Raw genomic sequence first — 26,929 nt, forward strand, 5'->3', positions numbered from 1 at the left:
TGTGGCTGTTATTCACCTAAAATAAAGGCTATGTTAAACTTTTTGACTAAAAGAAAAACCGTCCAACGAAAGGGCGGTTGATTAGGTTATCGTAGTTACCCCCTGGCAATGTAATCACCAATGTTTTTCCATCGCTTCTTCACATTGAGCAAATCCATTTTTTTCATAAAACTGGTGCTACTCGGCCAAAGGATAAGAAATTCAACTCCATTTTCTTTTGACCATTTTTCCATAGCGACATGAATCTCGGTTCCTATACCTCGGCTTCTAAATGCTAGACGAGTATAGACATTGGTAACATATCCGTAATAAGGGTCTGAAGTTTTACCTGGTCGGGGTACTTTATGTATCAACTGTAAATACATATGTGAAACTATATTTTTTTGAGCTTCTGCCACCCCAATATACCAATTTCCGCTTTCAATTGCTTTAATCAAAAACTCGCTACAAATCAGATGGAACTCCTCAAAACTAACGGTACTAAGCCCATAATCCTCCGCTAGAGAAGTCCCAACGCATTTGAATAAGTTCATCTAAAACGTCTAATGTTGCTAATCGTACAATAGCCAAACCGTCATCCTCCTGTTTATGGTTTTTGTGAACATAACTCCCCGTTACTTCAAAAGAATCAGCAACACAGTTTAACAGAGCCAAAATAAACAAGATCCACCTTGCATTACACTTGGTGAATCTTGTTTGTCATTTACTCAGTCTTGCTCTTGGAATCCCCGTCTCAATTCATCTCTAACACGAGCGAACTTTAACTTTACATCATCAAGCCACTTGGGTGCATCTGTAACATCGGAACCTTCCAACGACCATAACAATTTCGAGAATCTATATAACTTCATGAACCTTTGAAAATACGGAAACTGGTTAATGTCCTCATCACTTAGCGGAATTACTGAACTGTAACCCTTTAGAAACGATTTCACTTGATGATTATCCAAGTTCATATCACCGTCAAGAAAATCATCAAGAGCCGTAATAATGTCGTGAGCATACCAGCTATAAACAGCATCATCGAAATCAATAACGCTAAACAAACGATTTTCCTCTTCATAAAATATGTTGTCCAGTTGAAAATCATAATGGATTAATCCATAATTGCAGTTTGAAATAGGGAATGATTGAAGCCGCTCAGTAAGTATAACAATTTCCTCAATTGCTTCTTTTTCATCTGGGTAGGCTTGTAACACAGCATCAACCTTCCGTAGTATATCCTGCCAATTGAATCGTTTCGTACTGACAGGCTCGTACAACCTCGATAATTGATGCAAGGAAGCAAGTGAACTTCCCCAGTCCTCACACTGCACTTTTGTTATGTTCTCATCCAATGTAGCACCTCTGGCTGAATTAAACACAACTGCAAAATACGTTCTTTCTGAGTTCTGTACTGTCTCAATATACTTACCGTTTACTGAAAGAATAGGAGAAACACAAGGGTAATGGTTAGATTTCAAATATTCCATGAATTCAAGCTCTGCTGTAATTTGTTCGATAGAACTTTCTTGATCATAGCTGAATCGCATAAAATATTTCTCCTGCTTATTCTCGAAAGCATATACGAAGTTGGAACTGGCACGCCAGAACATTAATGTACCTTCATCATGTTCCCAATTTTGAATAAGACTTTTTGCAACGGCATCTGAAGCCAAACCTTTAACCATGTTACTTAACTTCATCATTTCGATGTTTTCCTCCCATTATTTATGAGAGGACTGAACTTCACTAAGAGGCAAGCCCTCTCATAAACATACAATTTTGATTATCCTTACTTATCAAAACACGTCACCCCTTCCATCTTTTTCGGTAAGAAATAACTCCACCAATATGTTACCATAAAATGTAACCTCTTTATAATCACATTAAGCAATTTCTCCAGCGGGTGCATACACCCATCCTGCATTAAAAGCACTTAGACGGAGACATGCCAAAAAGCGAGCATGATGAGTATGTTGCCTAGATCAATAAGGAGTTAGACGAGCTGAAGTTCAAAAATCGACAGTACGATGAATCGCTTCAAATCCAAGACGATACTTTAGCATTTTCCCAACTAAAGAATTCCTTGGAGGAGTTCCTGTTATTCGACGAGCTAACGCCCGAAATCCTTCACAGACTAATTGATCGCATCGAGATTAAAGCAGATGGGAGTCCGAGAATCTTTTACAGATTCTCGAACCCCTCTGCTTATTCTTTACTCTAACTATCAACGCATAGCATTCCACATGTGACGAATAGACAGGTTTGTAAACGATAAAGGTATCTCCTTCACGCAACATCTCCAACGCCTTAGCTAGTTCGGGGCGGTCATCTTTGCCGCCGCTCGCCTTCTCGGTGTAGATTCGGTCATAACCAAATTTCATTAATGCGCCCATTTGTAGGTCTAGGGATTGGTCGGCGGTTGAAACCCTTGCATAAGCTATTCTAATTCGTAACGTTCCTCTCACTTATATCGTTCAGGGCTTATAACTCTCTTCTCTAATCAGGCTCTTACCCTGGAACAGTTTACCGCCCAAAATCTACGGAATCAGGAAGAACAACAAGCCCTTGCCAAACGCAAAGCGGAATTGGAATCCGTTCTCGAAACACAAAAAGACACGGAAGAGCAATTCCGTGCCTTTCAGAAGAAAATTGCGTTGTTTGCACAGCTTGACATTGATGACGAGCAAGTTCTAAAACAACTGCTTCATCAGGTCATTCAGAAGATAGAAGTTCATCAAGACGGCACTATCAAAATTCACTACAACATCGCCCACCCTCAGGTAATGGGTGATTTATTGCTAGGGGCTTAATCAGAAGCCCCTTGTTCTGCATTCTAAGCTCTCCCCCCTAAATTCCTGATTCATTCTATGCAATTAAAGTCGTCTTACGAATCGGAGTAAAATCGGATGAAATTCGCAGAAAATCGGGGTAAAGCCTGTTTTATCAAAAGATTTGGTTAATTCAAGAGCTTCCCTTCACCCTCAATCCTCTCCCCTGCTCCAAAAGAAACAGCCGAGGAAAACAGGAGTGGTTACCTGAATTTCGCTCGGCTGGTGAGACGACTAATTAGGCTTTGGGATGACTTTGAGTGACTTTCACAGTACCATCCCTCACCAACAAAGCCACCGATTCTACGTGAACGGTATGCGGAAACATATCCACCGGCTGAACGCACACGGTGCGATACCCGCCGTCCTCGAGCACGCGCAAATCGCGCGCGAGGGTTGAGGCGTTGCACGATACGTAGACGACCCGCTCCGGACAGAGCTGGAGGATCGTGTCGAGCAGCCGCTCGTCGCAGCCTTTGCGAGGCGGATCGACGACGATCACGTCAGGACGGACGCCCGCGCGCTGCCACTCGGGGAGGACGTCCTCCGCTCCTCCCACGGCGAATTCCGCGTTGCGGATGCCGTTCAGCTCCGCGTTGCGCTTCGCGTCTTCGATCGCCTCCGGCACGATCTCGACGCCGTACACCTTCTTGGCATGCTTCCCCAAGAAGAGCGAAATGGTGCCGATGCCACAGTACGCATCGACGACGGTTTCACCGCCGGTTAACCCGGCATATTCGAGCGCTTTCCCGTAAAGCGCCTCGGTTTGAACCGGATTGACCTGGAAGAACGAGCGGGCCGAGATAGCAAACTTAACGTCGCCGATGTAATCGTAGATGACTTCGTGGCCCCAGAGAACGCGCGTCGTCGCTCCAAAGATGACGTTGGTCCGTCCGGTGTTGATGTTCTGGCAAATGCTTGCCACGCCCGGTATCGTGGCGCGAATCTTCTCGATCCATTCCTCCACATGCGGGATCTCTTTGCCGTTTGTAACGAGCACGACCATGATCTCGCCCGTGCGGAAGCCGACTTTTACGACGACATGCCGAAGCAGTCCTTCGTGTGTTTCTTCCTGGTAAGCGCGAATGCCCAGTCCGCGGCCGATTTCTTTGACCTTAGCGATGACTTCATCGTTATTCGCATGCTGGATCAGACAGGTTTCCATGTCGATAATCCGGTGGCTGCCCTGCGCGTAGAAACCGCCTACGAGCCCACCCTGTTCCTCGCCAAAAGGTACCTGAGCTTTGTTCCGGTATCTCCACGGGTCGCTCATGCCGATGGTCGGATACACGACGATGCCGTCCGCCTCGGAAGCACGTGCACTCTCTTGCTTCAGCGAATCCGCCGATTCTCCGCGGCGTAGGCTTGTTCTTTTCACACCGGCTGCAAGAGTACTTTCACCGATATTTTCACGGACATCACCAATGGAGCTTGTTCCTATTGCGGCACCTGTTCCTAGAGCAGTGTTACCCCCAACGGCATTATCTCCAATGGTGTTATCCCATTTGATGTTCTCGCTATCATTAGTTTGACCCTGCCCTCGCGAGTCACCCGCTGAATCACTCTCATCTTTCAGCAAATCAGAAGCGTCCACAAACTCCGTATCCATCAACGGCTGGAGCCCGCTTCCGCTTATAGTATCGTCTGCGTCTTCTTTGGATTCCAACGCTTCGTCGTTGATCACTTTATCTTCGGGAACAGTGATTTCTTCATCTGTTGGTTTGAAACTCTCACTCGTTGGAGTAGTATTGCCGTCAACCATACCAGCTCTTAATACAGAGGCATCTCCGACGGCATTTCCAGCCTCGGCATCCGCTTCTTTAGCCACCTTAAGCTTCCCGATCCGCTCCAGGTTGTCCACGACGAGCTGGCGCTTCACCTTCAGTTGGGCCGCATAGTCCAAATGCTGGAGCTGGCAGCCGCCGCACTTGTCGTAGATCGGGCAAGGCGCACCGACACGGTCTGGGCTCGATTCCAGCACTTCCAGCAGTTTGGCATAGCCGTACTGCTTTTTGAGCTTGAGTACCTTAAGGCGCACCCGCTCACCCGGCAGGGCACCGTGAACAAAAAGGGTGAAGCCTTCAACGCGGCCCACGCCTTCTCCGTCATGTCCGATGCCGATAATCTCGGCGGTATACTCGCCGTTCTTCTCCACCGGCAGACCGGCCAGCGCAGCGGAGCGTTTGCTCCCGGCTTGGGGCGCGGATGTCCGCTCGGCCCGGGCTCTGCCGCCGCTCTCACGGCTGCCAGAGCCCTCGCCACGCGCCGTCACTTCGCCGTAAGGCTTCACACGGCCGGCCTCGCCATACCCGCCAAACGCCCGCTGAGCAGCGCCTCCACGGCCCTGCCCAGTGTGCGTTCTATTCACTTCGCTCCGTCCGTCAGCCGCAAAGCCTGCTCGCCCAGCGTTCTCATTCCGGAGCGTGCCACGGCGCTCACCCGGCCCGCCGTGCGTTTTCCCCATGGATGTACCGCTTCGGTTCAATCCCAACGGTGCTGCATCTTGTCGTTCGGCTTCACCACGGTTTTGACCTGGCGATGCCTCGCCCTGCCTCTTGCCAACAGATGCTCCACCACGACTTTGTCCTGACGGTGTTGCGCCATGCGGCTTGCCCGCTAACGCACCGCCCCGGTTCTGCCCCAGCGTTGCCTCGCCCTGCCACCTACCCGACGCCGCCCCGCCCTGCGGCTTCCCCGCGAACGCGCCGCCCCGCCGTTTATTTTTACTCATAAGCTTTAACTCCCTAATCTGCGTTGATGTTTATATGTCGATAGACCGGATTCGTCTACAATGATCTCGATATGCGACTGCAGGTTGGTGAAAACCGCCGGCAAGGTGCCGCCGAGTTCGCCGTCCAGGTTGATCTGCACGTAGTCCGGGGACGAAATTTCGAGCTTGCTCGTCTGAAAATAGACGACGTTCGGATCGTTGGTGTGGTCGCCTTTGAGCGCCATGGTGGCGATTTTGATAAACTCCGGCAGGTTGCACTTCTTGAGCACGATGACGTCGAAAAGCCCGTCGTTCAGGCTCGCGTCGACAGCCAGCTTTTCAAAGCCTCCGACGGAGTTGCTATTGGTAATGAGGAACAGCATAACGTCCTCGTTGATTTCCATTTCATCGGACTTCAAATGCATGTGAATCGGCCGCAGGCGCGGCAGCATTTCCAGTCCTTTTACATAGTAGGCAAGCTGCCCGATCATGGTTTTGAGCTTGCTGGGCACTTCGTACGTCAGCTCCGTCATGGAGCCCCCGCCCGCAATATTGATAAAATATTTCTGGTTCACTTTACCGACATCGATCGGTCTCGTATACCCGCGGACGATAAGATCCACGGCGTCTTCCCAGTCGCGCGGAATGTTCAAAGCCCGGGCAAAATCGTTCGTCGTTCCGAGCGGCAAAATGCCCACCGGAGGCCGGTTCGGCTTCTCGCCCATCCCGTTTACCACTTCGTACAGCGTCCCGTCTCCGCCCGCCGCAACGATAAGGTCGAACCCGCGGTCCACGGCCTGTGAGGCCGCCAGCATCGCGTCTCCCTCGCCGATAGTCGCATGAGTGGACGTTTCATAACCGCCCCTCTCCAGACGCTGCAGAATTTCCGGCAGGCGCTTGCGCATTTCTTCTCGACCCGAAGTCGGGTTATAGATCAATCTAGCACGTTTGGCCATTTCTCTTTATCACCTTTTTTGCTCATAATGGTCCCGGTTAAAAAAAGAGGCAACCTGCCGCTCCAGCCACTCGCTGACCTTAGGACTCGGCAGTATAGATTGCCCGTTATATCGGTAGTCAAACCCTTCCAGCCTGGAAGGAATCACTTCTCTCGTAAAATAGCCCTCACTTAAAAAAAGCGGCGCAATGATGACCGCATGCCCGGGCTTCCGCTCCTGCCACCATTCCAGTTTCCGCTTCGTCTGATCCGGCAGCAGCATCGCCACGTCCGTCGTTCCGAATCCGCCGGTCTTTTTCAAAGCCTGGGCAATCCGCTCCAGACTTCCACGCCACGCCAGATGAAACAACTGCTCGACGCTGCCGTGTCCCACAAGCAGCACGATTTCCCGCTCCGGGTCCTCCGACAGGCTGCGGATTTTCTCATACACCATCTCCGCCAGCAGCTCGGCGTCCTCATCCATAGGCGGCGTCATATGCACGCGTGCCTTGATATCGAACGGTTCCAGGTCCGTCGGCAGAAGCGGCTCGGGCTTCAGGCCCAGCGCGTACGCGATCTCGTCGAGATGCGTGCTTCCTTTAGATACAAAAAGCGGGATGACGATCAGATCGGTCACACCACGATTTTCTAACCAGGTAATCCCGTCTTGAATCAGCCGTCCGTCCACAAGCTCCAGGAAAGAACCGAACACCGGAACGCCGTCCGGGACACGCATCCCCGCTACAGCTTCATCCACCAGCTGCACCCATTCCCGGCTCCGCGAGCCGTGGCTGATCACCAAAATCCCATACGTACGCATGGCTTTCACTCCGCTTCCGTTCATCCTGCTTTCATGCTATCTAAACTGGCCCCTTATGTCAATAAACAGGAAAAATCCCCATTTACGGGTGTAAAGAGGGGGATTCTAAGCCTTACGCGGTCTGCTGTTGTAAGGAACGAACGCTCCAAGCATACGAATACTACCATTTAAAAAGGAGAGGCTTTCCGGAGCAGCTCGCTGCATGGGGACCGTTCAACCCTGCGGCTTCCGATTGACGTCACCTGGGCGACAGTCGAACATCTGTTGTTGTCGGTATCGCATCGAATGATCGTTTCCGTCTAAAAAATGTTTCACATGAGCGATCACTTGTACACTACCAGTGGACATTCCCCAAAAACTGCTGTCCGCTTGCCTGAGAGCCGTACCGGTTCGGTGCCGTTCACAGAACCCGTTTTGTACATAAAATTTTCCAGTAGGTACTCCGCCGGCTGAAGAGCGAAAAACAGGCATCGCCCATCTCTGCCGCCCTAGCGATTCAGACGATCCAGCGTCAGCACATAGCCGTCGTTTCCGTAGTTCAGGCAGCGTTTTACGCGCGAAATCGTCGCCGTGCTCGCGCCCGTCTCGGCTTCGATCTGATTGTACGTGCAGCCTTTGCGCAGCATCCGCGCCACTTCCAGACGCTGGGACAGCGACTGGATCTCGTTCACCGTACAAAGATCGTCAAAAAATGTATAGCATTCCTCCAGGCTATTCAATGTAAGAATCGCCTCGAAAAGCTGGTCAATCGCTTTATCATTTAGTTTTTTCAACTGCATATCTTCAACCCCTAGATTCCATTTCATCTTGTATTTCTGGACAATCGGTAGAACAATAATTTCTATTTCGACAGGTTTATTATAATCTCCTTCCTTTACAATTGCAAAACAGTAAAATTTTTAAGCGTTACCGCTCTAAATCGCGACCTTCTCCTGGTAGTGTACATTGGGGCCGTTCGGGTTCCCGTGACATTTTCCACATACCCGTGATATCCGTCCAGTCCAAACGTTTGCCTATCACATAGGATATAGCAGTAAATCCTTTGCAAAGGATCGTGAATTCAAGTGAGCTATCGTTATCCGAAACACGGCCGACAGCCGGAGGTGCAAACCAGAAGCTTGTTCTCACCGGGTCAGGCAGGAGGTCAGGGCGGAGGTCCTTTCCAGGGCGGGGGATTTCCCGGCGGGGGTTTTTCTGACGGCGGGTTCCCCGGAGGCGGCTTTGCAGGCGGCGGGTTGCCGGGGGGAGGCTTTTCAGGCGGCGGGTTCCCCGGGGGCGGAGGCTTCCCTCAAGGCGGCCCGGGATTTTCCGGATTCGGCCAGAATCTGCCCGTACCCGCTAATTCCGCCGCACCGGCCGCTGCAGCCGGGAGTTCAGGAGGAGGAGCCGGCGGCCTTTTAGGCGGCATGAACATCAATCAGATCAAAGGCTTCATTGACCGCATGGGCGGAATTGAAGGCGTCATCGGGACCATGGGCAAAGTGCAGAAATTCGTCGGCTCCGTCCAGCAGTTTGCTCCCATGCTCAAGTTGATGTTCAGCGGCTTCGGAGCGAAGGCCGCCACCAAGCGCGCGAATACCGTACCCGCCGCCAAGCGCAAAAAGAAAAGAAAATCCACGCAGACCAAGCGTAAAGGCAAAACAACCAAGCGCCGTACACGGTCCTCGCGCAGGTAGGCGGATAAGACCGGGTCCCCAGCAGGACCCGGTTTTTTTATACCGGGCCCTTAACTTAATGGCGAGACGCGACTGCTTGAGACAGTTCATCGTTCTTCGTTCGCCGTTCGCCGTTGGCAGTTTGACGGCTGACAGCTTACCGTTGTCAGACAACCGGCCTGCCCTCGCACTGACACACGCTCTGCAAACATCGTTTCCTTTAAAGCCGCAGCACAGCATTTCTTCCACAATCATGAACTATATCGGTTCCCGCACAAAAAATATATAGAATTCTCCTCCATTTACATAAAATAAACAGGAAAATGTTTGGATATAATCCGAGCTGAACCGTCTCCCATTTCCTCTTTCAAAAGTTATCGAGCACCGCTCACGGCTTTCGCAAGGCACGGCGCCATATGGGCTGCGAGGCGAGGCAAGCCGCAGCGCCTCTTTTAGCGTTTCGGCGGGCCGAGGCCCTCAACCAAGGCCGCCTTCATCTCCGCCTCCCCCCGCTCCCCTGTGATATACTTGACGTATACTCACTAGGACGGGCGGGTGATCCCCTATGAAGGCTCCACTTCACGGCCCGGAAGCCATCTCCGGGCCTGTGGTCTTGTTCGACGGCGTCTGCAACCTGTGCAATGCCGCCGTCCGGTTCACCGTGCGCCGCGACCCAGCCGGACGAGTCCGGTTCGCGGCGCTGCAGTCGGAAGCCGGGCAGCGGCTGCTTGCCCGGCACGGCCTGCCTGCGGCCTCCTTCGATTCCTTCGTGCTCATCGAAGGAGGCCGCATCTACACGCAGTCGTCCGCCGGACTGCGTGTGCTGCGCCGGCTGCGGTACCCGTGGCCGCTGCTGTACGGCTTCGTAGCGGTGCCGAAGCCGATCCGCGATGCGGTGTACCGCTGGATCGCGCGCAACCGCTACCGCTGGTTCGGGCAGCGGGACGCGTGCATGGTCCCCACGCCGGAGCTGCGCCGGCGGTTTCTGGACTAACCGCCCCGCTCCCCGCAAAAACAAATAACCGGCATCTCATCGCGAGACGCCGGTTATTTTCTTTTACAGCCTTATTGGAAAGTAACTTCCATTTGGTTTTGCGTATGCATTTGCAGCTGAGCTTCCGATGATTTTTGATTGGACTGAGCTTGGAAGCCCGTCAGCGTGCGCGCTGTAGCTTCCCCCTTCGGATGTCCGTTTACGAATTCACCTTCATACAAAAGGTTTCCTTTGGCATCGTACAGACGTCCGTAGCCTTCAGCCAAGTTTTGGCGGAATCCGCCCTCATAGATGACGGTTCCCTTCTCGTTGTATTCCGTTCCGAAGCCGTCACGCTTGCCGTCTTTGTACATGCCTACATATTTCCAGCCGTCCGTCCAGTAGAAAACTCCGGCACATTTAATTTGACCTTTGGAGAAAAAGCCTTCGAACTTGCTTCCGTCCGCCCAGTCGATTTTGCCGACGCCATCGAACTCGTCTTTATCGAAGAAACCGACATACTTGTTATAACCCGTTATGCTGCCCGGCGGTTCGCCGCAAGGTTCCCACGCCCAGTAGTAGGTGCCGTATCCCTGCTTCAGACCCGCTTTCCACATACCGTCATACTCCAGATGCTTATCGGCGTAATACGATTTGCCTTGTCCGTGGAACTTGTTATCTTTCCAGTTTCCATCGTAGCGGAGCACACCGTTCGAGTCGTAATACTTTCCTTTGCCCTCAAACTTGCTGTTCACCATATATCCGTCGTAGAACACTTTGCCGTTCGGGTAAAAGATCTTGATGTAACCCGTATAGCCTTGGTTACCTTGGGCCAGCGCTTTTGGAGCTTGTGCGGAACTCGTCAGCGTACCCGTGTAAAGGGTTTCCAGCACACTCGTTTGAAGCGTATCGTTTAATGAAATAAGTCCTTTTTCACCGTCCACCTTCAGCTTGCGTCCTGTCAGGTCCGCGAAGGCTTGCAGGTTAAGCTTGTTCCCGCCTTGAATAACAGTGGCCCCGGCTTTTACACTTTCCCCATTCACTACAAAAGAGCTTGAGCCGGACACCAGCTCGATTTTGGAACCGTCTTTGGACACGGTCCAGCCTGTACCGTACACGCTTTGCTGCACAGTGTAGCCGAGACTGCCAAGAACCGGTGCCAAATCTACATAAGCCGTATCACCGGAAATTTGTGGTTCCGCCGACAGTCCGATTGCCTTGTCGTTGACTTGTAACTGCGTTCCAGAGGCTGCGGAAGCCGCAAGCGGAAGCAGGAACAAAGCCAGCATCATAGTCAATCCGTAAACTAACTTTTTCATTTCTCACCCTCCCAGATACAAATCTTTTCTGTTCTACTTTACGATACATAATGTAACTTGTAAATAGGTTATTTGAATTATTGATACAAAATGTTTCTAAAGTAGATTAGCACCCCTGCTTGGGCCTATCCGCCTTGTGAATATCCTTGCCGTTTAAGGCCATACTAAGCCGGATAGCTCTGCTCTGCCGTCTTTGAAAACCATGATCCTAGCATTTTCCGTGATCAAAATACCGGTCGGTTGTCTTCTTTTATTTATATAATAAGAAACAATTTTTCAAAGTATTTCGGTATATTGGAGGGTTTCGTATATGGGCACTATTGGGACATTTATACGCGGGCACTGGATTCCGATTGTGATGATTTTGGGCTGCCTGTTCGCCATTTACTTTGTCTATAGCAAAAGAAACGAGCTTCAGCTCTACTGGCTGAACAAAAGGGAAGCAAGAAAGCGCAAATCGTAAATTAGGCGCTCTCTGTTGACGACATGGAACACACTAACTTAACCGCTGGCCAAAACCACAAAAAAACGCACGGAACTCCCTGGAAAGGAAGCCACGTGCGTTTATTCGGTTAACCCTAAACTCCAAAGCAAACTTCCTTTTAGTAGAAGCAACCGCACCGAGAGCAGCTCCCCAGCGTACGGTACTGCGTCGCATGACGGTGAGCAGTTCCCAGCGTACGGTGCTGCGTCGCATGACAGTGAGCAGTTCCCGGCGTACGGTGCTGCGTTGCATGACGATGATCAGTTCCCGGCGTACGGTACTGCGTCGCATGACGGTGAGCAGTTCCCAGCGTACGGTGCTGCGTCGCATGACAGTGAGCAGTTCCCGGCGTACGGTGCTGCGTTGCATGACGATGATCAGTTCCCGGCGTACGGTACTGCGTCGCATGACGGTGAGCAGTTCCCAGCGTACGTCGTCGCATAACGGTGAGCACCTACAAAGCGCCTGCCCGCAACAGCCGCAGCGGATACCATCATCCGCCTGCCCTTTACTTCATCGCGTTCAGTGCCTTCAGCGCGATATCCGTCCGGTTCTGCTTCCCTTCGAAGGAGATGCGGTCCGCGGCGGCATACGCCTTCTCGCGCGCATCGGCAATGTCACGGCCCAGCGCCGTGACGCCAAGCACACGGCCGCCGCTGGTGACCAGCCGGCCGTCTTCAAGCGCCGTACCCGCATGGAACACGAGGGCTCCGCCTGCGGCGTCCAGGCCCTCGATGGGCAGCCCCTTCGGGTACGAGCCGGGGTAGCCGCCGGATGCGAGGATCACGCACACGGCCGCTTCTTCGCTCCACTCGATTTCAAGGTCCGCTAAGCGGCCCTCGAGTGTCGCCAGAATGATCTCCAGCAGGTCGTTTTTCAGCCGGGGCAGGATAACCTGCGTCTCCGGATCGCCGAAGCGGGCGTTGAACTCGATCGTCTTCGGTCCGTCCGCGGTGATCATCAGTCCCGCATAGAGCACACCGCGGAACGGGCGCCCTTCCTTCACCATCGCTTCGGCCGCCGGCTTCACGATGGTGTCCAGCGCCTGCTGCACGATCTCCTGCGGGATGTGCGGCACCGGCGAATACGTGCCCATGCCGCCGGTGTTGGGTCCCTTGTCGCCGTCGAAAACCGGCTTATGGTCCTGGGAAGGCACCATCGGCTTCACGACATTGCCGTCAACGAACGCCAGCAGGGACATTTCTTGTCCTTGCAGGAATTCTTCGATGACGACGCGGTTGCCGGAAGCGCCGAACTGCTTCTCGACCATAATTTCCTTCAACGCTTTCTCCGCTTCCTCCAGCGTCGACGCCACGATTACGCCTTTGCCCGCGGCCAGCCCGTCCGCTTTGATGACGATCGGCGCTCCAAGCTTGCGCAGGTAGGCAAGCGCAGCTTCGTAGTCCTCGAACGCTTCATAAGCGGCCGTAGGAATCTCGTATTTTTTCAGCAGATGCTTCATAAATACTTTGCTTCCTTCGATTTCCGCCGCCGCCCGGTTCGGTCCGTATGCGCGGATGCCGTGCTCTTCCAGGTAATCCACGATGCCTTCGTAGAGCGGATCGTCCGGTCCCACGACGACCAGATCGATGGCGTTCTGACGGACGAATTCCGCGATCTCGGCAAACTGGAACTCCGTAATCGGCACACATTCCGCCAATTCGGCAATGCCTCCGTTGCCCGGTGCGCAGAACAGAGCCGTCACCTTCGGGCTTTTGCGAAGCGACCAGACGATCGCATGCTCCCGGCCTCCGCGGCCGATAACCAATATGCGCATAGTGTCCCGCCTCCCGCTTCTAGTGTTTGAAATGACGAACGCCGGTCATCACCATAGCGACGCCTTTATCGTTTGCCACTTTAATCGATTCTTCGTCTTTGATCGAACCGCCCGGCTGAATGACGGCTGTAATTCCCGCAGCCGCGGCAATTTCCAGCGTATCGCCCATCGGGAAGAACGCGTCGGACGCGAGTACCGCACCCTTGGCTTTCTCGCCCGCCTGCTCAATGGCAATCTTGGCCGCGCCTACACGGTTCATTTGGCCCGCGCCGATTCCGATCGTCATGTCCTCGGTCACCAGCACGATCGCGTTGGATTTCACGTGCTTGACGACTTTCCAGGCCAGCAGCAGCTGCTTCAGTTCGGCTTCCGTCGGCTCGCGGTCGGTAGCCGTCTTAAGATCGCCTTCCGAAATCGCGTGAACGTCGCTCTCTTGTACGAGCATGCCGCCTTCTACGGAAGTAACCAGGTGCAGTGCCTTGCGCTGTCCTTCGGTAAAGTTGCCCAGCTTCAGCAAACGGATGTTTTTCTTCTTCTGGAGAATGTCAAGCGCTTCGGGCGTAAAGTCAGGCGCGATGACGATTTCCAGGAAGATTTCGTGCAGCAGTTGCGCCGTTTCTCCGTCGATCGGACGGTTGGCCGCGATAATTCCGCCGAAAATGGACGTAGGATCGGCCGCGTATGCTTTCTCGTACGCTTCCTTCACCGACGTGCCGATTCCGACGCCGCAAGGGTTCATATGTTTCACGGCGACGACGGCAGGCTCTGTAAATTCTTTCACGATTTGCAGGGCTGCGTTCGCATCGTTGATGTTGTTGTAAGAAAGCTCTTTGCCGTGAATCTGCTCCGCTGTCGCGATGCTTCCTTCACCGGCAAGCGGTTTGCGGTAGAACGCCGCTTTCTGATGGGGATTTTCCCCGTAGCGCAGGTCCTGAACCTTCTCATACGTAACCGTATAGCGTTCCGGGAACTCTTCGCCCACTTGTCCGGACAAATATTCGGAGATCAGGGAATCGTAAGCCGCCGTATGACGGAAAACTTTCGCCGCCAGGCGTTTGCGCGTTTCGAGTGTCGTATCGGCAGTTTCACGGACTTCGGCAAGCACCGTGTCATAATCGGCCGCATCCACCACGACCGAGACGAAAGCATGGTTCTTCGCTGCCGAGCGCAGCATAGTCGGTCCGCCGATGTCGATGTTTTCCACCGCATCCGCGTACTCCACATCCGGCTTCGCGATAGTTTCCGCAAATGGATACAGGTTAACGATCACGAGGTCGATATACCCCAGACCCAGCTCTTCCATCACTTTGCGGTGCTCCGCATCGTCACGGATGGCCAGAAGGCCGCTGTGTACGGCGGGATGCAGCGTTTTTACGCGCCCGTCGAGAATTTCCGGAAATCCCGTCACGTCGGAAATGCCGATGACCGGTACTCCCTCTTTTTCCAGAAGGGTCTTCGTTCCCCCCGTCGAAATAAGCTCGACGCCCAGCTTTGCCAGCTCCGACGCGAATTCCACAATGCCCGTTTTGTCCGATACGCTGATTAACGCTCTTTTGATTGCCACGATTTCTCCTCCTATGGGTTGGAAAGTCTAGTTTGAACCTTTGTATACTGAACGCGATTAAACCTCGCCTTGCACAAAAAGCTTGCTTCTATTGCTCCGCTGCCTCGGCGGTCTTCGGTTCCGAAATACGCACAAGTCGGCCTTCCAGCGTCACTCGTCCTTCGGCGATCCAGCCGATCGCAAGAGGAAGCAGCTCATGTTCCGCCGCATGTACGCGCCCGGTCAAGCTGTCCACCGTATCGTCTTCCCGGATTTCGAGGGCACGCTGGGCGATAATCGGCCCCGAATCGAGCCCGCCGTCGACGTAATGCACCGTAACGCCGGTCACTTTGACGCCGTATTCCAGCGCCTGGTCGATCCCTTTGATTCCCGGAAAAGCCGGAAGCAAAGACGGATGCACATTAATCATCCGGCCGTAATACGGCTCCACCAGCACCGGCGTCAAAATACGCATGTAACCCGCGAGCACGATCAGATCAATTTCTTTCTCCCGCAGAAGCTGCAGGATTTCGGTCTCGTAAACTTCCCGGCTGTCGTACGCTTTGGGAGAAAAAGCGAAAACAGGCACGTCCGCCTGTTTTGCCCGTTCCACCACTTTCGACTGCGGCCGGTCGCTGACGAGCAGCGCGAGCTCCGCTTCAAGCCTGCCGCTGCGCACGGCGTCCGCGACCGCTTGAAAATTCGACCCGCTTCCCGAAGCAAACACGGCGATCCGCAGTTTCCCCATTCTAGACCTCCGCGCCTTCGAACGTCACGATTTTGCCGCCTTCCGTCACTTCCCCGATCCGGTAAGCGTCATGACCATGCGATGCGGCAATCTCCAGCGCCTTCTCCGCATCTTCCTGAGCCACGATAATAACCATGCCGATTCCCATGTTGAACGTACGGAACATATCATTGTTCGTGATGTTTCCTTCACGCTGCATGAGAGAGAAGATCGGCAGAATCGGCCAGGAGCCGTACTGAATGTTAACGTTCACGCCTTCCGGCAGCGTACGCGGGATATTTTCCAGGAAGCCTCCGCCCGTAATGTGCGCGGCGCCTTTGATGCCCACCTGCTCCAGAATGCCGAGAACCGGCTTCACATAGAGCTTCGTCGGCTCGAGCAGCACATCGCCGAGAACTCCGCCAAGCTCGTCGATCGTGTCCGTCAGGCTGTGTCCCTTCTCTTCCAGAAGCAGCTTGCGCACCAGCGAGAAGCCGTTGCTGTGCACGCCGCTCGAAGCAAGACCGATCACGGCGTCGCCGGGGCGGACGGTGGAGCCGTCGATGATTTTTTTCTTATCCACGATTCCTACGGTAAAACCGGCAATGTCATACTCCCCTTGCGTATACATCCCCGGCATTTCCGCCGTTTCTCCGCCGATCAGCGAACAGCCGGACTCCGCGCAGCCGTCGGCAATCCCTTTTACAATCGCTTCGATCTTCTCGGGAATGACACGGTCGCAGGCCAGATAGTCCAGGAAAAAGAGCGGCTCCGCACCCTGCACTACGATATCGTTGACGCACATCGCCACCGCATCGATCCCGATCGTATCGTGCTTGTCCATCGCAAACGCGATTTTGAGCTTCGTTCCGACACCGTCGGTGCCCGATACGAGTACCGGCTCTTCGTATTTATCCTTGTTCAGGCTGAACAGAGAGCCGAATCCGCCGAGTCCCGTCAGCACTTCCGGACGGAATGTTCTCTGCACATGTTTCTTCATCCGTTCAACGGCTTCGTTACCGGCCGCGATGTCGACACCCGCTTTTTTATATGCCTCCGACACTTGTCTCACTCCCTAATGGTTTGAAAAGCACACCGCCAAATCGCGGCGATACCTTCCATGCTTGATTATCTTTTGATGCGTAACTGTTGGATCTATCGTTAAAAGTATCGGCAGCACAGCAGTTTAACAGCCGCAGCCCACCGCATCTTCGCTATCGTTCACGTAAGTAACATAACGATTATCGAAGCAGCCCGTGCAGAAGCCGCCGTTCTCCACGCCGTCCTTGCGGCCGATGGAGTCGATCAGCCCTTCCTGAGTAAGGAAGTACAGCGAGTCGGCATTGATCGCCTGGCGGATTTCTTCGATCGACTTCTGCGCCGCGATCAGGTCTTTGCGGCTCGGCGTATCGATTCCGTAGAAGCACGGGTTCTGGAACGGCGGCGAAGAGATGCGCACGTGCACTTCCGTCGCTCCCGCTTCCCGGAGCAGGTTTACGATGCGCAGCGAAGTCGTACCCCGGACAATCGAATCGTCGATCATGACGACGCGCTTGCCTTCCACGACCTTGCGCACGGCGCTCAGCTTCATCTTCACGCCCTGCTCCCGCAGCTCCTGGCTCGGCTGGATAAAGGTCCGGCCCGTGTAGCGGTTTTTGATCAGTCCGAGCTCGTAAGGAATCCCGGTCTGCTCGGCGAAACCGATGGCGGCCGACGTGCTGGAATCCGGCACGCCGGTCACCAGATCCGCGTCCACGAACGCTTCCGACGCGAGGCGTTTGCCCATCCGCTTGCGGGCGGAGTGGACGTTGATCGCGTCGATGTCGCTGTCGGGACGAGCGAAATAGATATATTCCATCGCGCATGTAGCGCGTGTCTGACTTTCCGTGAAACGGTCTTCCGTGAGCCCGCTCTTGTCCAGGACCAGCAGCTCGCCCGGCAGAAGATCGCGCATATACGTGCCGCCGACGATGTCGAAGGCGCAGGACTCCGACGCGAACAGATACGCGTCGCCGAGCCTGCCCATCGCGAAAGGCCGCAGCCCGTTCGGGTCGAGCGCCGCGATCAGCTTGTCCTTCGTCAGGATCAGGAACGCGTAGGCGCCGATCACCTGCTGCAGGGCATCCTTGACCGCGTCGACGATATCATCGTGCTTGGAGCGCGCGATAAGATGCGCAACCACTTCGGTGTCGCTCGTCGTCTGGAAGATCGAGCCCTGCTTTTCGAGCTGCCGGCGGATTTCTCCGGCGTTCACGAGGTTGCCGTTCGTCGCTACGGCGAGATCCCCCTCGCGGTATTTGAACACCAGGGGCTGGGCATTCGCCAGCTTGCTCTCCCCTGCCGTCGAGTAACGCACGTGGGCGATAGCCGACGTGCCGACGAGTGTAGGCAGGTTCGACTGGTCGAACACTTCCTTGACGAGGCCCATGCCCCGGAAGTAGTGGAAATTATCCGCGTCCGCCGTACAGATACCGGCGCTCTCTTGTCCCCGGTGCTGCAGCGCGTGCAGCCCGTAGTAGGACAAGGAAGCCGCGTCCGGATGTCCGAAGACACCGAACACGCCGCATTCCTCTTTCAGCTTGTCGAACAGACCGTCATGTCCGCCGTGGCCTTCATTATAGTAAGAACCGGTCCACAGCCCCTTACCCGATGTTACTGCATCAGACATGGTATCGCGTCCTTCCAAACCTGCCTCAGCTCCGAGATAGAGGCTTGAACGGCAGGTTTTCCGTTAATGTCGACCTTCACGTTCGTTCCGGTTACCGTTCCGATAACTTCCGCCTGTACGTTCTTCTGTTGAAGCAGGGCGATCAGCGCTTCGCGCTTCTCCGGACGGCAGCTGAGCAGGATGCGGGACTGGCTCTCGCTGAAGAGCGCATGATCCGCGCGCAGCTCCGTGCGGAAGTCCACATCGGCGCCAAGTCCGCCGGAGATGCTGCTTTCCGCTACGGCAGCCGCCAGGCCGCCTTCGGAAAGGTCATGCGCCGAAGCGACCAGACCTTCGCGGATCGCGGCAAGCACGCCGGCGTGGAGGCGTTTCTCGGTCTCCAGGTCCAGCTGCGGCGGACAGCCTTCGACCACGCCGTGCACGACCTTCTGGAACTCGCTTCCGCCGAGCTCGGCTTTCGTTTCGCCCAGCAGGACGATAACGTCGCCTTCGTTCTTGAAGCCTTGAGTCGTAATGTGATCCGTGTCTTGGATCAGACCGACCATGCCGACAACCGGCGTCGGGTAAATGGCGCCCTTCGCGTTCTCGTTGTACAGCGACACGTTTCCGCCGATAACCGGCGTACTGAGCTCGCGGCACGCTTCGGCCATGCCGTCGACCGCTTTTTCAAGCTGCCAGAAAATTTCCGGTTTCTCCGGGCTTCCGAAGTTCAAGTTGTCCGTCACGGCCAGAGGCTCTCCGCCCGAGCAGACGATGTTGCGCGCCGCTTCGCTGACCGCGATGCGTCCGCCTACTTCCGGATCGAGATACACGTAACGGCTGTTGCAGTCCGTTGTCATGGCAAGCGCTTTGCGGGTGCCGCGGATCGTGACAACCGCCGCATCCGAGCCCGGTTGTACGGCCGTGCTTGTGCGTACCATGTAATCGTATTGGTTATAGACCCACTCTTTGCTCGCCACGGTTGGAGAGCCCAGGATGCTTTTCAGCGCCCCGTTCAGATCGGTCACTTCTTCGTAACGGCTCGTGTCCGTGTTCGCCTGCTCGGTGTAATAAGCGGGAACGGCGGACGGCTTGTTGTAAACCGGGCACTCGTCGACAAGTGCCGTTACCGGCATGTCGCCCACGATTTGACCTTGATGGAAAAGCTTCAGGCGGCCGTCGTCGGTCACTTTGCCGACTTTGGCGCAAATGACGCCCCAGCGCTCGAAAATTTCGAGAGCCTGCGCTTCATCCTTCGGATCGATAACGAACAGCATACGCTCCTGGGACTCCGACAGCATCATCTCGTAAGGCGTCATGCCTTCCTCGCGCTGCGGCACTTCGTCCAGGTACAGCTCCAGGCCGTTGCCCGCCTTGCTCGCCATTTCCGCGCTGGAGCAGGTCAGACCTGCGGCGCCCATGTCCTGAATGCCGAGCACGATCCCCGTATCGATCAGCTCCAGACAGGACTCCATCACGAGCTTCTCCATGAACGGATCGCCTACCTGCACGGCAGGACGCTTCGCTTCGGATTCGCTCGTCAGCTCTTCGGACGCGAAGGTCGCGCCGTGAATACCGTCGCGGCCTGTTGCCGGGCCGGCGTAATAAACCGGGTTGCCTACGCCTTTGGCTACGCCGCGCTGGATTTTGTCATGGTCGATCAGACCGACGCACATGGCGTTGACGAGCGGGTTGCCTTCATAGCTTTCGTCAAAGGTAACTTCGCCTCCCACAGTCGGGATTCCGATACAGTTGCCGTAACCGGCAATACCGGAAACAACGTGCTCGAACAAATATTTAACGCGGTCGTTTTGGAGACGTCCGAAACGCAGGGAGTTCAGAAGCGCTACAGGCCGCGCGCCCATCGAGAAGATGTCGCGGATAATGCCGCCGACTCCCGTTGCGGCGCCTTGGTACGGCTCTATCGCAGACGGATGGTTATGGCTTTCGATTTTGAACACGACAGCCTGGTTGTCGCCGATATCCACGATACCCGCGCCCTCGCCAGGACCCATCAATACGCGTTCGCCGGTCGTAGGAAAACGGCGGAGAAGCGGCTTGGAATTTTTGTAGGAGCAGTGCTCCGACCACATTACACTAAAGACGCCGATTTCCACGTAGTTCGGCTTGCGTCCGAGAAATCCGCAGATCTGATCGTATTCCGCATCGGTTACGCCCATCTGCTTATAGATTTTCTGCTCGGCGATCTGCTCCGCGTTCGGTTCCTTAGCGGCTAACTGCTGTGCCATGTTGTTCCCTCCAAGCGTTTAAAATCGACGTAAACATCCGTTTGCCATCAGCCGAACCGAGAATTTCGTCCACGGCCCGTTCCGGATGGGGCATCATGCCCACAATGTTGCCTTCTTTGCTGCAAATTCCCGCGATGTCATCCACCGAACCGTTCGGGTTCGTGTCCGTTTCATAACGGAAAACAATCTGATTGTTCTGTTGAAGCTCGCGCAGCGTCTCTTCGTCGCAGTAGTAGTTGCCTTCCCCGTGCGCGATCGGAATGTTGATCACTTCGCCTTCCGCATAATCGGAAGTGAACGGTGTCGCGTTATTCACGACTTTAAGCAGGGTGGAATGACAACGGAATTTAAGCGAGCGGTTGCGCAGCAGCGCGCCGGGCAGCAGGCCCGCTTCCGTCAGGACTTGAAAACCGTTGCAAATGCCAAGAATATATTTGCCCTGCTCCGCCGCTTTCACCAGAGCCTGGGTTACCGAAGCAAAACGGGCAATCGCGCCGCAGCGCAGATAGTCGCCGTAAGAAAAGCCGCCCGGTACGAGAATGCAGTCGTATTCGGACAAGTCCGTGGCCGTATGCCACACGTAATCGACGGGTTCGCCTACCGTGTCTTCGACCGCCTTGTAGCAATCGATGTCACAGTTCGAACCGGGATATACCAGTACCGCAAATTTCATGGGAAAGTCCTCCTGATCCGTTAGTTCAGCTCAAAGCGGTAATCTTCAATGACCGTATTCGCCAGCAGTTTCTCGCACATTGCTTTCAAACGCTCTTCCGCTTCCGCGCGGTCCGTCGTATCCAGTTCCAGCTCCAAATACTTGCCGACGCGTACTTTGCCGACCTCTTCAAATCCCATCGAGTGCAGTGCGCCTTGAACGGCATTTCCCTGCGGATCCAATACACTTTGCTTAATCGTCACATAGACGGTTGCTTTCATTACGGTTTGTCCTCCCTTGGTATCACGATCGCCGTGTGCTTCCATGCGGCTGTCTGACCGTTCTTGGCATCTTGTTTTTTCAATCTTCTGACTCTTTATCCTTGAAAAAGTTAATCTCCTGAAAAATAAGGCCGATTTATTCTTAAATCGCTGTGCTATAAAGGCGGTTAACCGTCTGTTCTGTCTATCTTTCATGACGAAGATAGTTAACGACCCGATAACCCCCAGCCTGCCTGTCGGCTTGGCCGGACGCCTGCACATCTCTCCCGGCTAACGGACCGCGTACCGATAAGCCTGTACCGGGCTCTGCCTCACTCGACAAAACCCGGCGCAGCTTCTCTTTTACTCGGTTTCTTCCGTTAAACGCTGTAAAATCTCGCGGTATCTGCGGGAAGTTTCCTCCACCACGGAATCCGGAAGCGGATCCGGTGCGCTATTCTTGTCCCAGCCGGAGTTCGCCAGATACGTGCGGACAGGTTCTTTGTCCATCGAATCGATTTCCGTATCCAGCTCGTACTTATCCTTAGCCCAGTAGCGCGAAGAATCCGGTGTGAAAATTTCGTCGATCAGAATCAGCTCGTTGCCGATAAATCCGAATTCGAACTTTGTATCCGCCAAAATGATGCCGCGGTGCTCGCAATACGTATGAGCGAGGGTGTAGAGCATGACGCTTTTGGTCATCAGCTGCTCCGTTACCTTCTCGCCGACCAGCTCGCACATTTGATCGTAGGTGATGTCCTCGTCGTGACCGACATCGTTCTTCGCGGCCGGAGTGAAGATCGGGTGCTCCAGCACCTGGTTTTTGCGTAGCCCCTCCGGAAGCCGGATACCGTTGATCATGCCGGTTTCCTGGTACTGGCGCCAGCCTCCGCCGGTAATATAGCCGCGCACGACGCATTCAACCGGAATGCGGGTCGCTTTTTTGGTGACCATTACACGGTCTTTCAGAAGCGCCGGTTCCGTTACAAGATCCCCCAGGAGCTCGACGTCGCAGTGCACCACGTGATTTTCCATAAAAGGCGTCGTCAGCTCAAACCAGAACTTGCTCAGCGTGTTGAGCACGTTGCCCTTATCCGGCACAGCCGGGTCCAGCACATAGTCGAAAGCGGAGATGCGGTCCGTGACGACGATCAGGAAATGCTCCCCTAAGTCGTACAATTCACGGACTTTGCCTTTGTATACCAAAGGAGCTTTAATGAGATGTTCGGCGGTCGACAATGCGACGGATGCGCCCATGTTTGCGTCCTCCCAAGCAGAAGTTCTGAATTATTTTAAGCCCAGACGGTCAAAAATCGTATCCACATGCTTCAGGTGCCAGCTTGGGTTGAAGCAGTCTTCGATTTCCTCCGCATTCAGCAGCTCGGTGATTGCAGCGGTGTTTTCCACGATTTCGCGGAACGAACGCTGCTCTTCCCAGGCCTGCATGGCGCGAGGTTGTACCGTATCGTAGGCCTGCTCGCGGCTGAAACCCTTGTCGATCAGCTTCGTCATAACGCGGCCGGAGAAAGGTACGCCGTACGTGCTCTGCATGTTGCGCTTCATATTCTCAGGGAACACCGTCAGGTTCTTCACGATGTTACCGAAACGGTTGAGCATATAATTGAGCAGGATCGTCGCATCCGGCAAAATAATGCGCTCGACGGAGGAGTGCGAAATATCGCGCTCGTGCCACAGCGTGACGTTCTCATAAGCGGAAACCATGTGACCGCGGATGACGCGGGACAAACCGGAAATATTCTCCGATCCGATCGGATTCCGTTTGTGAGGCATAGCCGACGAACCTTTTTGTCCTTTGGCGAAAGCTTCCTCCACTTCGCGGAACTCGCTCTTCTGAAGGGCGCGCACCTCTGTCGCGAACTTGTCCAAAGACGTGGCGATAAGGGCGAGTGTGGCCATATATTCCGCATGACGGTCGCGCTGAAGGGTCTGTGTCGAAATCGGAGCCGGGTTCGTACCCAGATGCTCGCACACGTAGCGCTCCACGAAAGGATCGATGTTCGCGTAAGTGCCGACGGCGCCGGAAATCTTACCGTACTGCACACCGTCCGCCGCAAAACGGAAACGCTCCAGGTTCCGTTTCATTTCTTCATACCACAGGGCCATTTTCAGACCGAAGGTAGTCGGCTCGGCATGAACGCCGTGCGTGCGTCCCATCATGGCGGTATGCTTGTGCTCGATCGCTTTGTTTTTAAGAATTCCGATGAAGTTGAGAAGATCTTTTTCAAGAATTTCGTTCGCCTGTTTCAAAAGGTAGCCCAGAGCCGTATCCACAACGTCTGTGGAAGTCAGGCCATAATGCACCCATTTGCGCTCGGGACCGAGCTTCTCGGATACCGCGCGAGTGAAGGCAATCACGTCGTGACGGGTTTCCTGCTCGATTTCATAAATGCGGTCCATATCAAAATCCGCTTTGGCGCGCAGTTCTTTCACGTCTTCCTTAGGAATGACGCCTAGCTCTGCCCAAGCCTCGCAGGAGAGAATTTCAACTTCAAGCCACGCCTTGAATTTGTTTTCTTCCGTCCAAATGTTGACCATTTCTGGCCGGCTGTATCTTTCGATCATCGTTAACCCTCCATCTGTATTTCGATTGGGTTGGAACCCTTTTTTGTGCCTCGGACTTCCGTTCTTGCTCCTGTTCAATGGACTGGCTTGTGAACCTAACTTATAGAATCCCAGATACCGGTGCGTTCCATCCATTCGGCAGCTTTCGCCGTATCGTCCGTAAGAAGGTTAATGTGCCCCATCTTGCGCTTCGTCTTGGCTTCGTCTTTTCCGTACAAATGAAGCTTTGGCGTTACCCCCGAATCGGAGGCCGCGCTTTCCTCGGAACAGAACCACTTCAGCAGAGGTTCCATATGCTCTCCGAGCACATTCACCATCACTACCGGTGTCAACAGTTCCGTAGGACCGAGAGGCAGATTGCAGATAGCCCGTACGTGCTGCTCAAACTGCGAAGTCAGGCAGGCTTCCATCGTATAATGTCCGGAGTTGTGCGGCCTTGGTGCGAGCTCGTTCACGAACAGCTCCCCGTCCTTCGTCAAAAACATCTCAACGGCGATCAACCCGACCGCTTTCATCGACTCCGCGATGCGTATCGCCAGACGTTCGGCTTCCTCTTGAACGGATGCGCTGATCCGAGCCGGCACGATCGACATATGCAAAATATTCTCGACATGGATATTTTCCGCTGCCGGAAAAGCTTTCACCTCTCCGCGGGGACTCCGCGCCGCGATTACCGAAATTTCCTTCTCGAACCGGATGAACTGCTCGAGTACCAGATCCGTACCCGCCCGGCTCAGCTCGGCAAAAGCGTCGGGTATCTCATCCGCCGAGCGGATGACCCACTGGCCTTTGCCGTCGTATCCGCCGGTCGCGGTCTTCAGCACGCAGGGGGTGCCGAATTTGCCGACAGCAACGCGAAGATCCTCTTCGCTGGCAATTTCGGCATATGGGGCCACCCTCACGCCGGCTGCCTCGATCGCACGCTTTTCGCGAAGCCTGTGCTGCGTCGTGTACAGCAAGGCGCTGCCCTGCGGCACATAGGCTTCCTGCGTCAGCAGTTTCGTCACCGCGGCGTCGACATTCTCGAATTCGTACGTGATGACGTCGGACACTCTCGCAAGCTCGCGCGCCGCGTCCACGTCTCCGTACGAAGCCTGGATCTGCCGGTCGGCCACTTGTCCGCACGGCGAGTCTGCGCCCGGTTCGAGTGTAACGAACCGGTAGCCCATGTTTCGGCCCGCAAGCGCCAGCATGCGGCCGAGCTGGCCGCCGCCCAGCACACCGATGGTGCTTCCGGGCGGGATGACTCTGTGCTGCATGGAAGATGTGCCCGCAGCCGCGGCAGTGGCGTCCTGCACCGCTGTCTCAGCTTTGGATTCTTTCCCTGTCTCAGCTTGGGGTGCCTGGACAGAAGTAGACTGGGTCGGCAGGGACGTTGGACCATTAGTTCCAAAGTTAGAGCCATCCGTCTGTCCTGCTCGGTTTAAACCTTCGCTGTTAGTTAAGCTCCCGTTCAGCTTGCCCTTTGCTGTTTCTTCTCCGCTGTTTTTCGCTGTCATTCAAGCTCACTCGCTTCCAACACTTGTGCTTTGATGCGTTCGCGGCGCTCACGCACTTTATTTTGAAGCTCGGGCTCGAATGCTCCAAAAATTTGCGCCGCCAGCAGTCCGGCATTCGCGGCTCCTGCCTCTCCGATCGCTACGGTAGCCACGGGAATACCCGCCGGCATCTGTACGATCGAGAGAAGGGAATCCAGCCCGTTCAGCGCTCTGCTTTTAACGGGAACCCCGATAACCGGCAACTCCGTCTTCGCTGCCACCATGCCCGGCAGATGAGCGGCGCCCCCTGCTCCCGCGATAATGACTCGCAGTCCGCGCTCAGCAGCCTGCTCGGCATATTGGAACATCAAGTCCGGTGTACGGTGTGCCGACACGACTTTTTTCTCATAAGGGATGCCGAATTCGTCCAGCACATCGCAAGCATGCTTCATCGTTTCCCAATCCGATTTACTTCCCATAATGACTCCAACTCGTGCTGACATCTCCGTAACCCGCCTTTACTATCATATTGGTAACCACTTTAAATAGAAAGCCCCAAGCCTCAGCTTTTCATCCCCGGACGCAAAAAAAGCCCAGAGATAGATTGCTTCCTTCTATCTGCCGGACTGCAAGAGACACAAACATAAGGCACCCCCGTCTGGGATCCCCTCGCTTCGCTCTCGTAGTCCAAAACTTTACGGCTTTTGGGTAGAAACTTTCGGGCCATATCCCCGATGATTATACGAGATTGTAAACATCTATATTTACGTGTTTTGTCAGGTATTGTCGCTCCTCTAGTGTACCAGTTACCTTTTTGCCTGTCAAACGAAATACGAACATTCAATTCATGAAAAAGAAGTAAAGTTCGCTTTCTGTTCTTAAAAGCCTTCTGAAAGGCTATTCAAAACCGTTTTCCTTAAACAGTTTAGTGAAAAAGCATGCTTATTTATCCTTAAATTTACAGGCCGCAACTCTTTAATATACGCTTTTTTTATAAGTCCTCGATCTTGCGAAAACAATTTCTTATTTCATTCGACTTCTTTCAACAATTGGCTTACACTTTCTGTTTACAGGACCACCAGTTTTAAATAAAACACATCAAGCAGTCATTAAGTAGAGATCTTTTTAAGAAAAGGGACCTTTGATTTGTAAAAAGTAGAACAAACCAAAAAGAGCCCTCTTGAACGGTTACGTTCAAAAGGACTCTCATTTGCTTGGCAACGTCCTACTCTCCCAGGACCCTTCGGTCCAAGTACCATCGGCGCTGGAAGGCTTAACGGTCGTGTTCGGGATGGGTACGCGTGG

24 protein-coding genes, 1 pseudogene, 1 riboswitch and 1 other annotated feature (1 of these 27 running past the window's edge) are annotated in these 26,929 nt (G+C 54.1%); of the genes and pseudogenes, 5 read left to right on the forward strand and 20 right to left on the reverse strand.

Annotated elements, in window-relative coordinates; translation table 11 throughout:
* Window positions 1–95: 95 nt before the first annotated feature.
* Together HMPREF1207_RS09195 and HMPREF1207_RS09200 are read right to left on the reverse strand one after the other, a co-directional pair.
* A complete protein-coding gene (locus HMPREF1207_RS09195) occupies window positions 96–533 on the reverse strand; it encodes a GNAT family N-acetyltransferase (RefSeq protein ID WP_231392030.1) in 438 nt (145 codons plus the stop codon).
* 174 nt (window positions 534–707) lie between these two features.
* The gene (locus tag HMPREF1207_RS09200) at window positions 708–1,688 is read right to left on the reverse strand and encodes a phosphotransferase enzyme family protein (protein ID WP_009675261.1); all 981 of its coding nucleotides are present in this window, start codon (window positions 1,686–1,688) and stop codon (window positions 708–710) included.
* Window positions 1,689–2,068: 380 nt separating this feature from the next.
* On the opposite strand from HMPREF1207_RS09200, the gene HMPREF1207_RS30225 reads away from it, so the two are divergent.
* A complete protein-coding gene (locus HMPREF1207_RS30225; RefSeq protein WP_231392031.1) occupies window positions 2,069–2,206 on the forward strand; it encodes a DUF4368 domain-containing protein in 138 nt (45 codons plus the stop codon).
* Window positions 2,207–2,258: 52 nt separating this feature from the next.
* Here HMPREF1207_RS30225 and HMPREF1207_RS30230 read toward each other — a convergent pair.
* Window positions 2,259–2,450 (reverse strand): annotated as a pseudogene (locus tag HMPREF1207_RS30230) (recombinase family protein); the annotation flags it as partial.
* 120 nt (window positions 2,451–2,570) lie between these two features.
* On the opposite strand from HMPREF1207_RS30230, the gene HMPREF1207_RS09210 reads away from it, so the two are divergent.
* The gene (locus HMPREF1207_RS09210) at window positions 2,571–2,795 is read left to right on the forward strand and encodes a hypothetical protein (protein ID WP_036739607.1); all 225 of its coding nucleotides are present in this window, start codon (window positions 2,571–2,573) and stop codon (window positions 2,793–2,795) included.
* A 256-nt stretch (window positions 2,796–3,051) separates the two neighbouring features.
* Here the strand turns inward: HMPREF1207_RS09210 and rlmD are convergent, their stop codons facing one another.
* The 4 genes from rlmD to HMPREF1207_RS09230 all read right to left on the reverse strand — a co-directional run bounded on the left by rlmD (window position 3,052) and on the right by HMPREF1207_RS09230 (window position 8,056).
* Window positions 3,052–5,544 (reverse strand): 23S rRNA (uracil(1939)-C(5))-methyltransferase RlmD, encoded by a 2,493-nt coding sequence (gene rlmD, locus HMPREF1207_RS29185; protein WP_016423610.1) that lies wholly within the window; start codon window positions 5,542–5,544, stop codon window positions 3,052–3,054.
* Between the two features lie 5 nt (window positions 5,545–5,549).
* Window positions 5,550–6,479, reverse strand: a complete 930-nt coding sequence (locus tag HMPREF1207_RS09220) for a diacylglycerol kinase (RefSeq protein ID WP_009675265.1) — start codon at window positions 6,477–6,479, stop codon at window positions 5,550–5,552.
* A gap of 9 nt (window positions 6,480–6,488) precedes the next feature.
* Window positions 6,489–7,277: a sirohydrochlorin chelatase gene (locus HMPREF1207_RS09225; protein ID WP_016423611.1), complete on the reverse strand. Its 789-nt coding sequence runs from the start codon at window positions 7,275–7,277 to the stop codon at window positions 6,489–6,491.
* 488 nt (window positions 7,278–7,765) lie between these two features.
* Window positions 7,766–8,056 carry a YerC/YecD family TrpR-related protein gene (locus tag HMPREF1207_RS09230; protein WP_009675256.1) on the reverse strand — a complete coding sequence of 97 codons (291 nt, stop codon included), beginning with the start codon at window positions 8,054–8,056 and terminating at the stop codon, window positions 7,766–7,768.
* Window positions 8,057–8,341: 285 nt separating this feature from the next.
* On the opposite strand from HMPREF1207_RS09230, the gene HMPREF1207_RS30235 reads away from it, so the two are divergent.
* Both HMPREF1207_RS30235 and HMPREF1207_RS09240 read left to right on the forward strand, forming a co-directional pair.
* Complete coding sequence (locus tag HMPREF1207_RS30235) at window positions 8,342–8,953, forward strand: hypothetical protein (RefSeq protein WP_016423612.1); 612 nt, start codon at window positions 8,342–8,344, stop codon at window positions 8,951–8,953.
* A gap of 544 nt (window positions 8,954–9,497) precedes the next feature.
* Window positions 9,498–9,926: a thiol-disulfide oxidoreductase DCC family protein gene (locus HMPREF1207_RS09240; RefSeq protein WP_009675241.1), complete on the forward strand. Its 429-nt coding sequence runs from the start codon at window positions 9,498–9,500 to the stop codon at window positions 9,924–9,926.
* Window positions 9,927–9,997: 71 nt separating this feature from the next.
* Here the strand turns inward: HMPREF1207_RS09240 and HMPREF1207_RS09245 are convergent, their stop codons facing one another.
* Window positions 9,998–11,224, reverse strand: a complete 1,227-nt coding sequence (locus HMPREF1207_RS09245) for a stalk domain-containing protein (protein WP_009675251.1) — start codon at window positions 11,222–11,224, stop codon at window positions 9,998–10,000.
* A gap of 310 nt (window positions 11,225–11,534) precedes the next feature.
* Here HMPREF1207_RS09245 and HMPREF1207_RS29765 point away from each other — a divergent pair, with 310 nt between their 5' ends.
* Window positions 11,535–11,687, forward strand: a complete 153-nt coding sequence (locus HMPREF1207_RS29765) for a hypothetical protein (protein ID WP_009675268.1) — start codon at window positions 11,535–11,537, stop codon at window positions 11,685–11,687.
* A gap of 529 nt (window positions 11,688–12,216) precedes the next feature.
* Here HMPREF1207_RS29765 and purD read toward each other — a convergent pair.
* The 12 genes from purD to purE form a co-directional block, all read right to left on the reverse strand.
* Window positions 12,217–13,485: a phosphoribosylamine--glycine ligase gene (purD, locus tag HMPREF1207_RS09255; RefSeq protein ID WP_009675240.1), complete on the reverse strand. Its 1,269-nt coding sequence runs from the start codon at window positions 13,483–13,485 to the stop codon at window positions 12,217–12,219.
* 19 nt (window positions 13,486–13,504) lie between these two features.
* Entirely contained in the window at window positions 13,505–15,049 is a 1,545-nt protein-coding gene (gene purH / locus HMPREF1207_RS09260) for a bifunctional phosphoribosylaminoimidazolecarboxamide formyltransferase/IMP cyclohydrolase (RefSeq protein WP_009675243.1), read from the reverse strand.
* Between the two features lie 88 nt (window positions 15,050–15,137).
* On the reverse strand, window positions 15,138–15,776 hold the full coding sequence (gene purN / locus HMPREF1207_RS09265) for a phosphoribosylglycinamide formyltransferase (RefSeq protein WP_009675267.1): 639 nt from the start codon (window positions 15,774–15,776) through the stop codon (window positions 15,138–15,140).
* 1 nt (window position 15,777) lies between these two features.
* A complete protein-coding gene (purM, locus tag HMPREF1207_RS09270) occupies window positions 15,778–16,818 on the reverse strand; it encodes a phosphoribosylformylglycinamidine cyclo-ligase (RefSeq protein ID WP_009675259.1) in 1,041 nt (346 codons plus the stop codon).
* A gap of 123 nt (window positions 16,819–16,941) precedes the next feature.
* Complete coding sequence (purF, locus tag HMPREF1207_RS09275; protein WP_016423613.1) at window positions 16,942–18,423, reverse strand: amidophosphoribosyltransferase; 1,482 nt, start codon at window positions 18,421–18,423, stop codon at window positions 16,942–16,944.
* Entirely contained in the window at window positions 18,408–20,651 is a 2,244-nt protein-coding gene (gene purL / locus HMPREF1207_RS09280; RefSeq protein ID WP_009675246.1) for a phosphoribosylformylglycinamidine synthase subunit PurL, read from the reverse strand. The genes purF and purL overlap by 16 nt, the downstream gene beginning before the upstream one ends.
* Complete coding sequence (purQ, locus tag HMPREF1207_RS09285) at window positions 20,629–21,324, reverse strand: phosphoribosylformylglycinamidine synthase subunit PurQ (RefSeq protein ID WP_009675266.1); 696 nt, start codon at window positions 21,322–21,324, stop codon at window positions 20,629–20,631. Before purQ ends, purL begins: the two co-directional genes overlap by 23 nt.
* Before the next feature lie 20 nt (window positions 21,325–21,344).
* Complete coding sequence (gene purS, locus HMPREF1207_RS09290; RefSeq protein WP_009675257.1) at window positions 21,345–21,584, reverse strand: phosphoribosylformylglycinamidine synthase subunit PurS; 240 nt, start codon at window positions 21,582–21,584, stop codon at window positions 21,345–21,347.
* Between the two features lie 342 nt (window positions 21,585–21,926).
* Window positions 21,927–22,820: a phosphoribosylaminoimidazolesuccinocarboxamide synthase gene (locus HMPREF1207_RS09295; protein ID WP_009675271.1), complete on the reverse strand. Its 894-nt coding sequence runs from the start codon at window positions 22,818–22,820 to the stop codon at window positions 21,927–21,929.
* A 30-nt stretch (window positions 22,821–22,850) separates the two neighbouring features.
* On the reverse strand, window positions 22,851–24,146 hold the full coding sequence (gene purB / locus HMPREF1207_RS09300) for an adenylosuccinate lyase (protein WP_009675278.1): 1,296 nt from the start codon (window positions 24,144–24,146) through the stop codon (window positions 22,851–22,853).
* Between the two features lie 95 nt (window positions 24,147–24,241).
* Complete coding sequence (gene purK, locus HMPREF1207_RS09305; protein ID WP_170318691.1) at window positions 24,242–25,405, reverse strand: 5-(carboxyamino)imidazole ribonucleotide synthase; 1,164 nt, start codon at window positions 25,403–25,405, stop codon at window positions 24,242–24,244.
* A gap of 236 nt (window positions 25,406–25,641) precedes the next feature.
* On the reverse strand, window positions 25,642–26,127 hold the full coding sequence (gene purE / locus HMPREF1207_RS09310; protein WP_009675244.1) for a 5-(carboxyamino)imidazole ribonucleotide mutase: 486 nt from the start codon (window positions 26,125–26,127) through the stop codon (window positions 25,642–25,644).
* A gap of 160 nt (window positions 26,128–26,287) precedes the next feature.
* Window positions 26,288–26,390: riboswitch (purine riboswitch) on the reverse strand.
* Window positions 26,391–26,846: 456 nt separating this feature from the next.
* Window positions 26,847–26,929 (reverse strand) — a sequence feature (most likely nonfunctional fraction of RNA operon); it runs 131 nt beyond the window's last position.

Origin of the sequence: Paenibacillus sp. HGH0039 (assembly GCF_000411255.1) — a bacterium.
Classification (GTDB): Bacteria; Bacillota; Bacilli; order Paenibacillales; family NBRC-103111; genus Paenibacillus_F.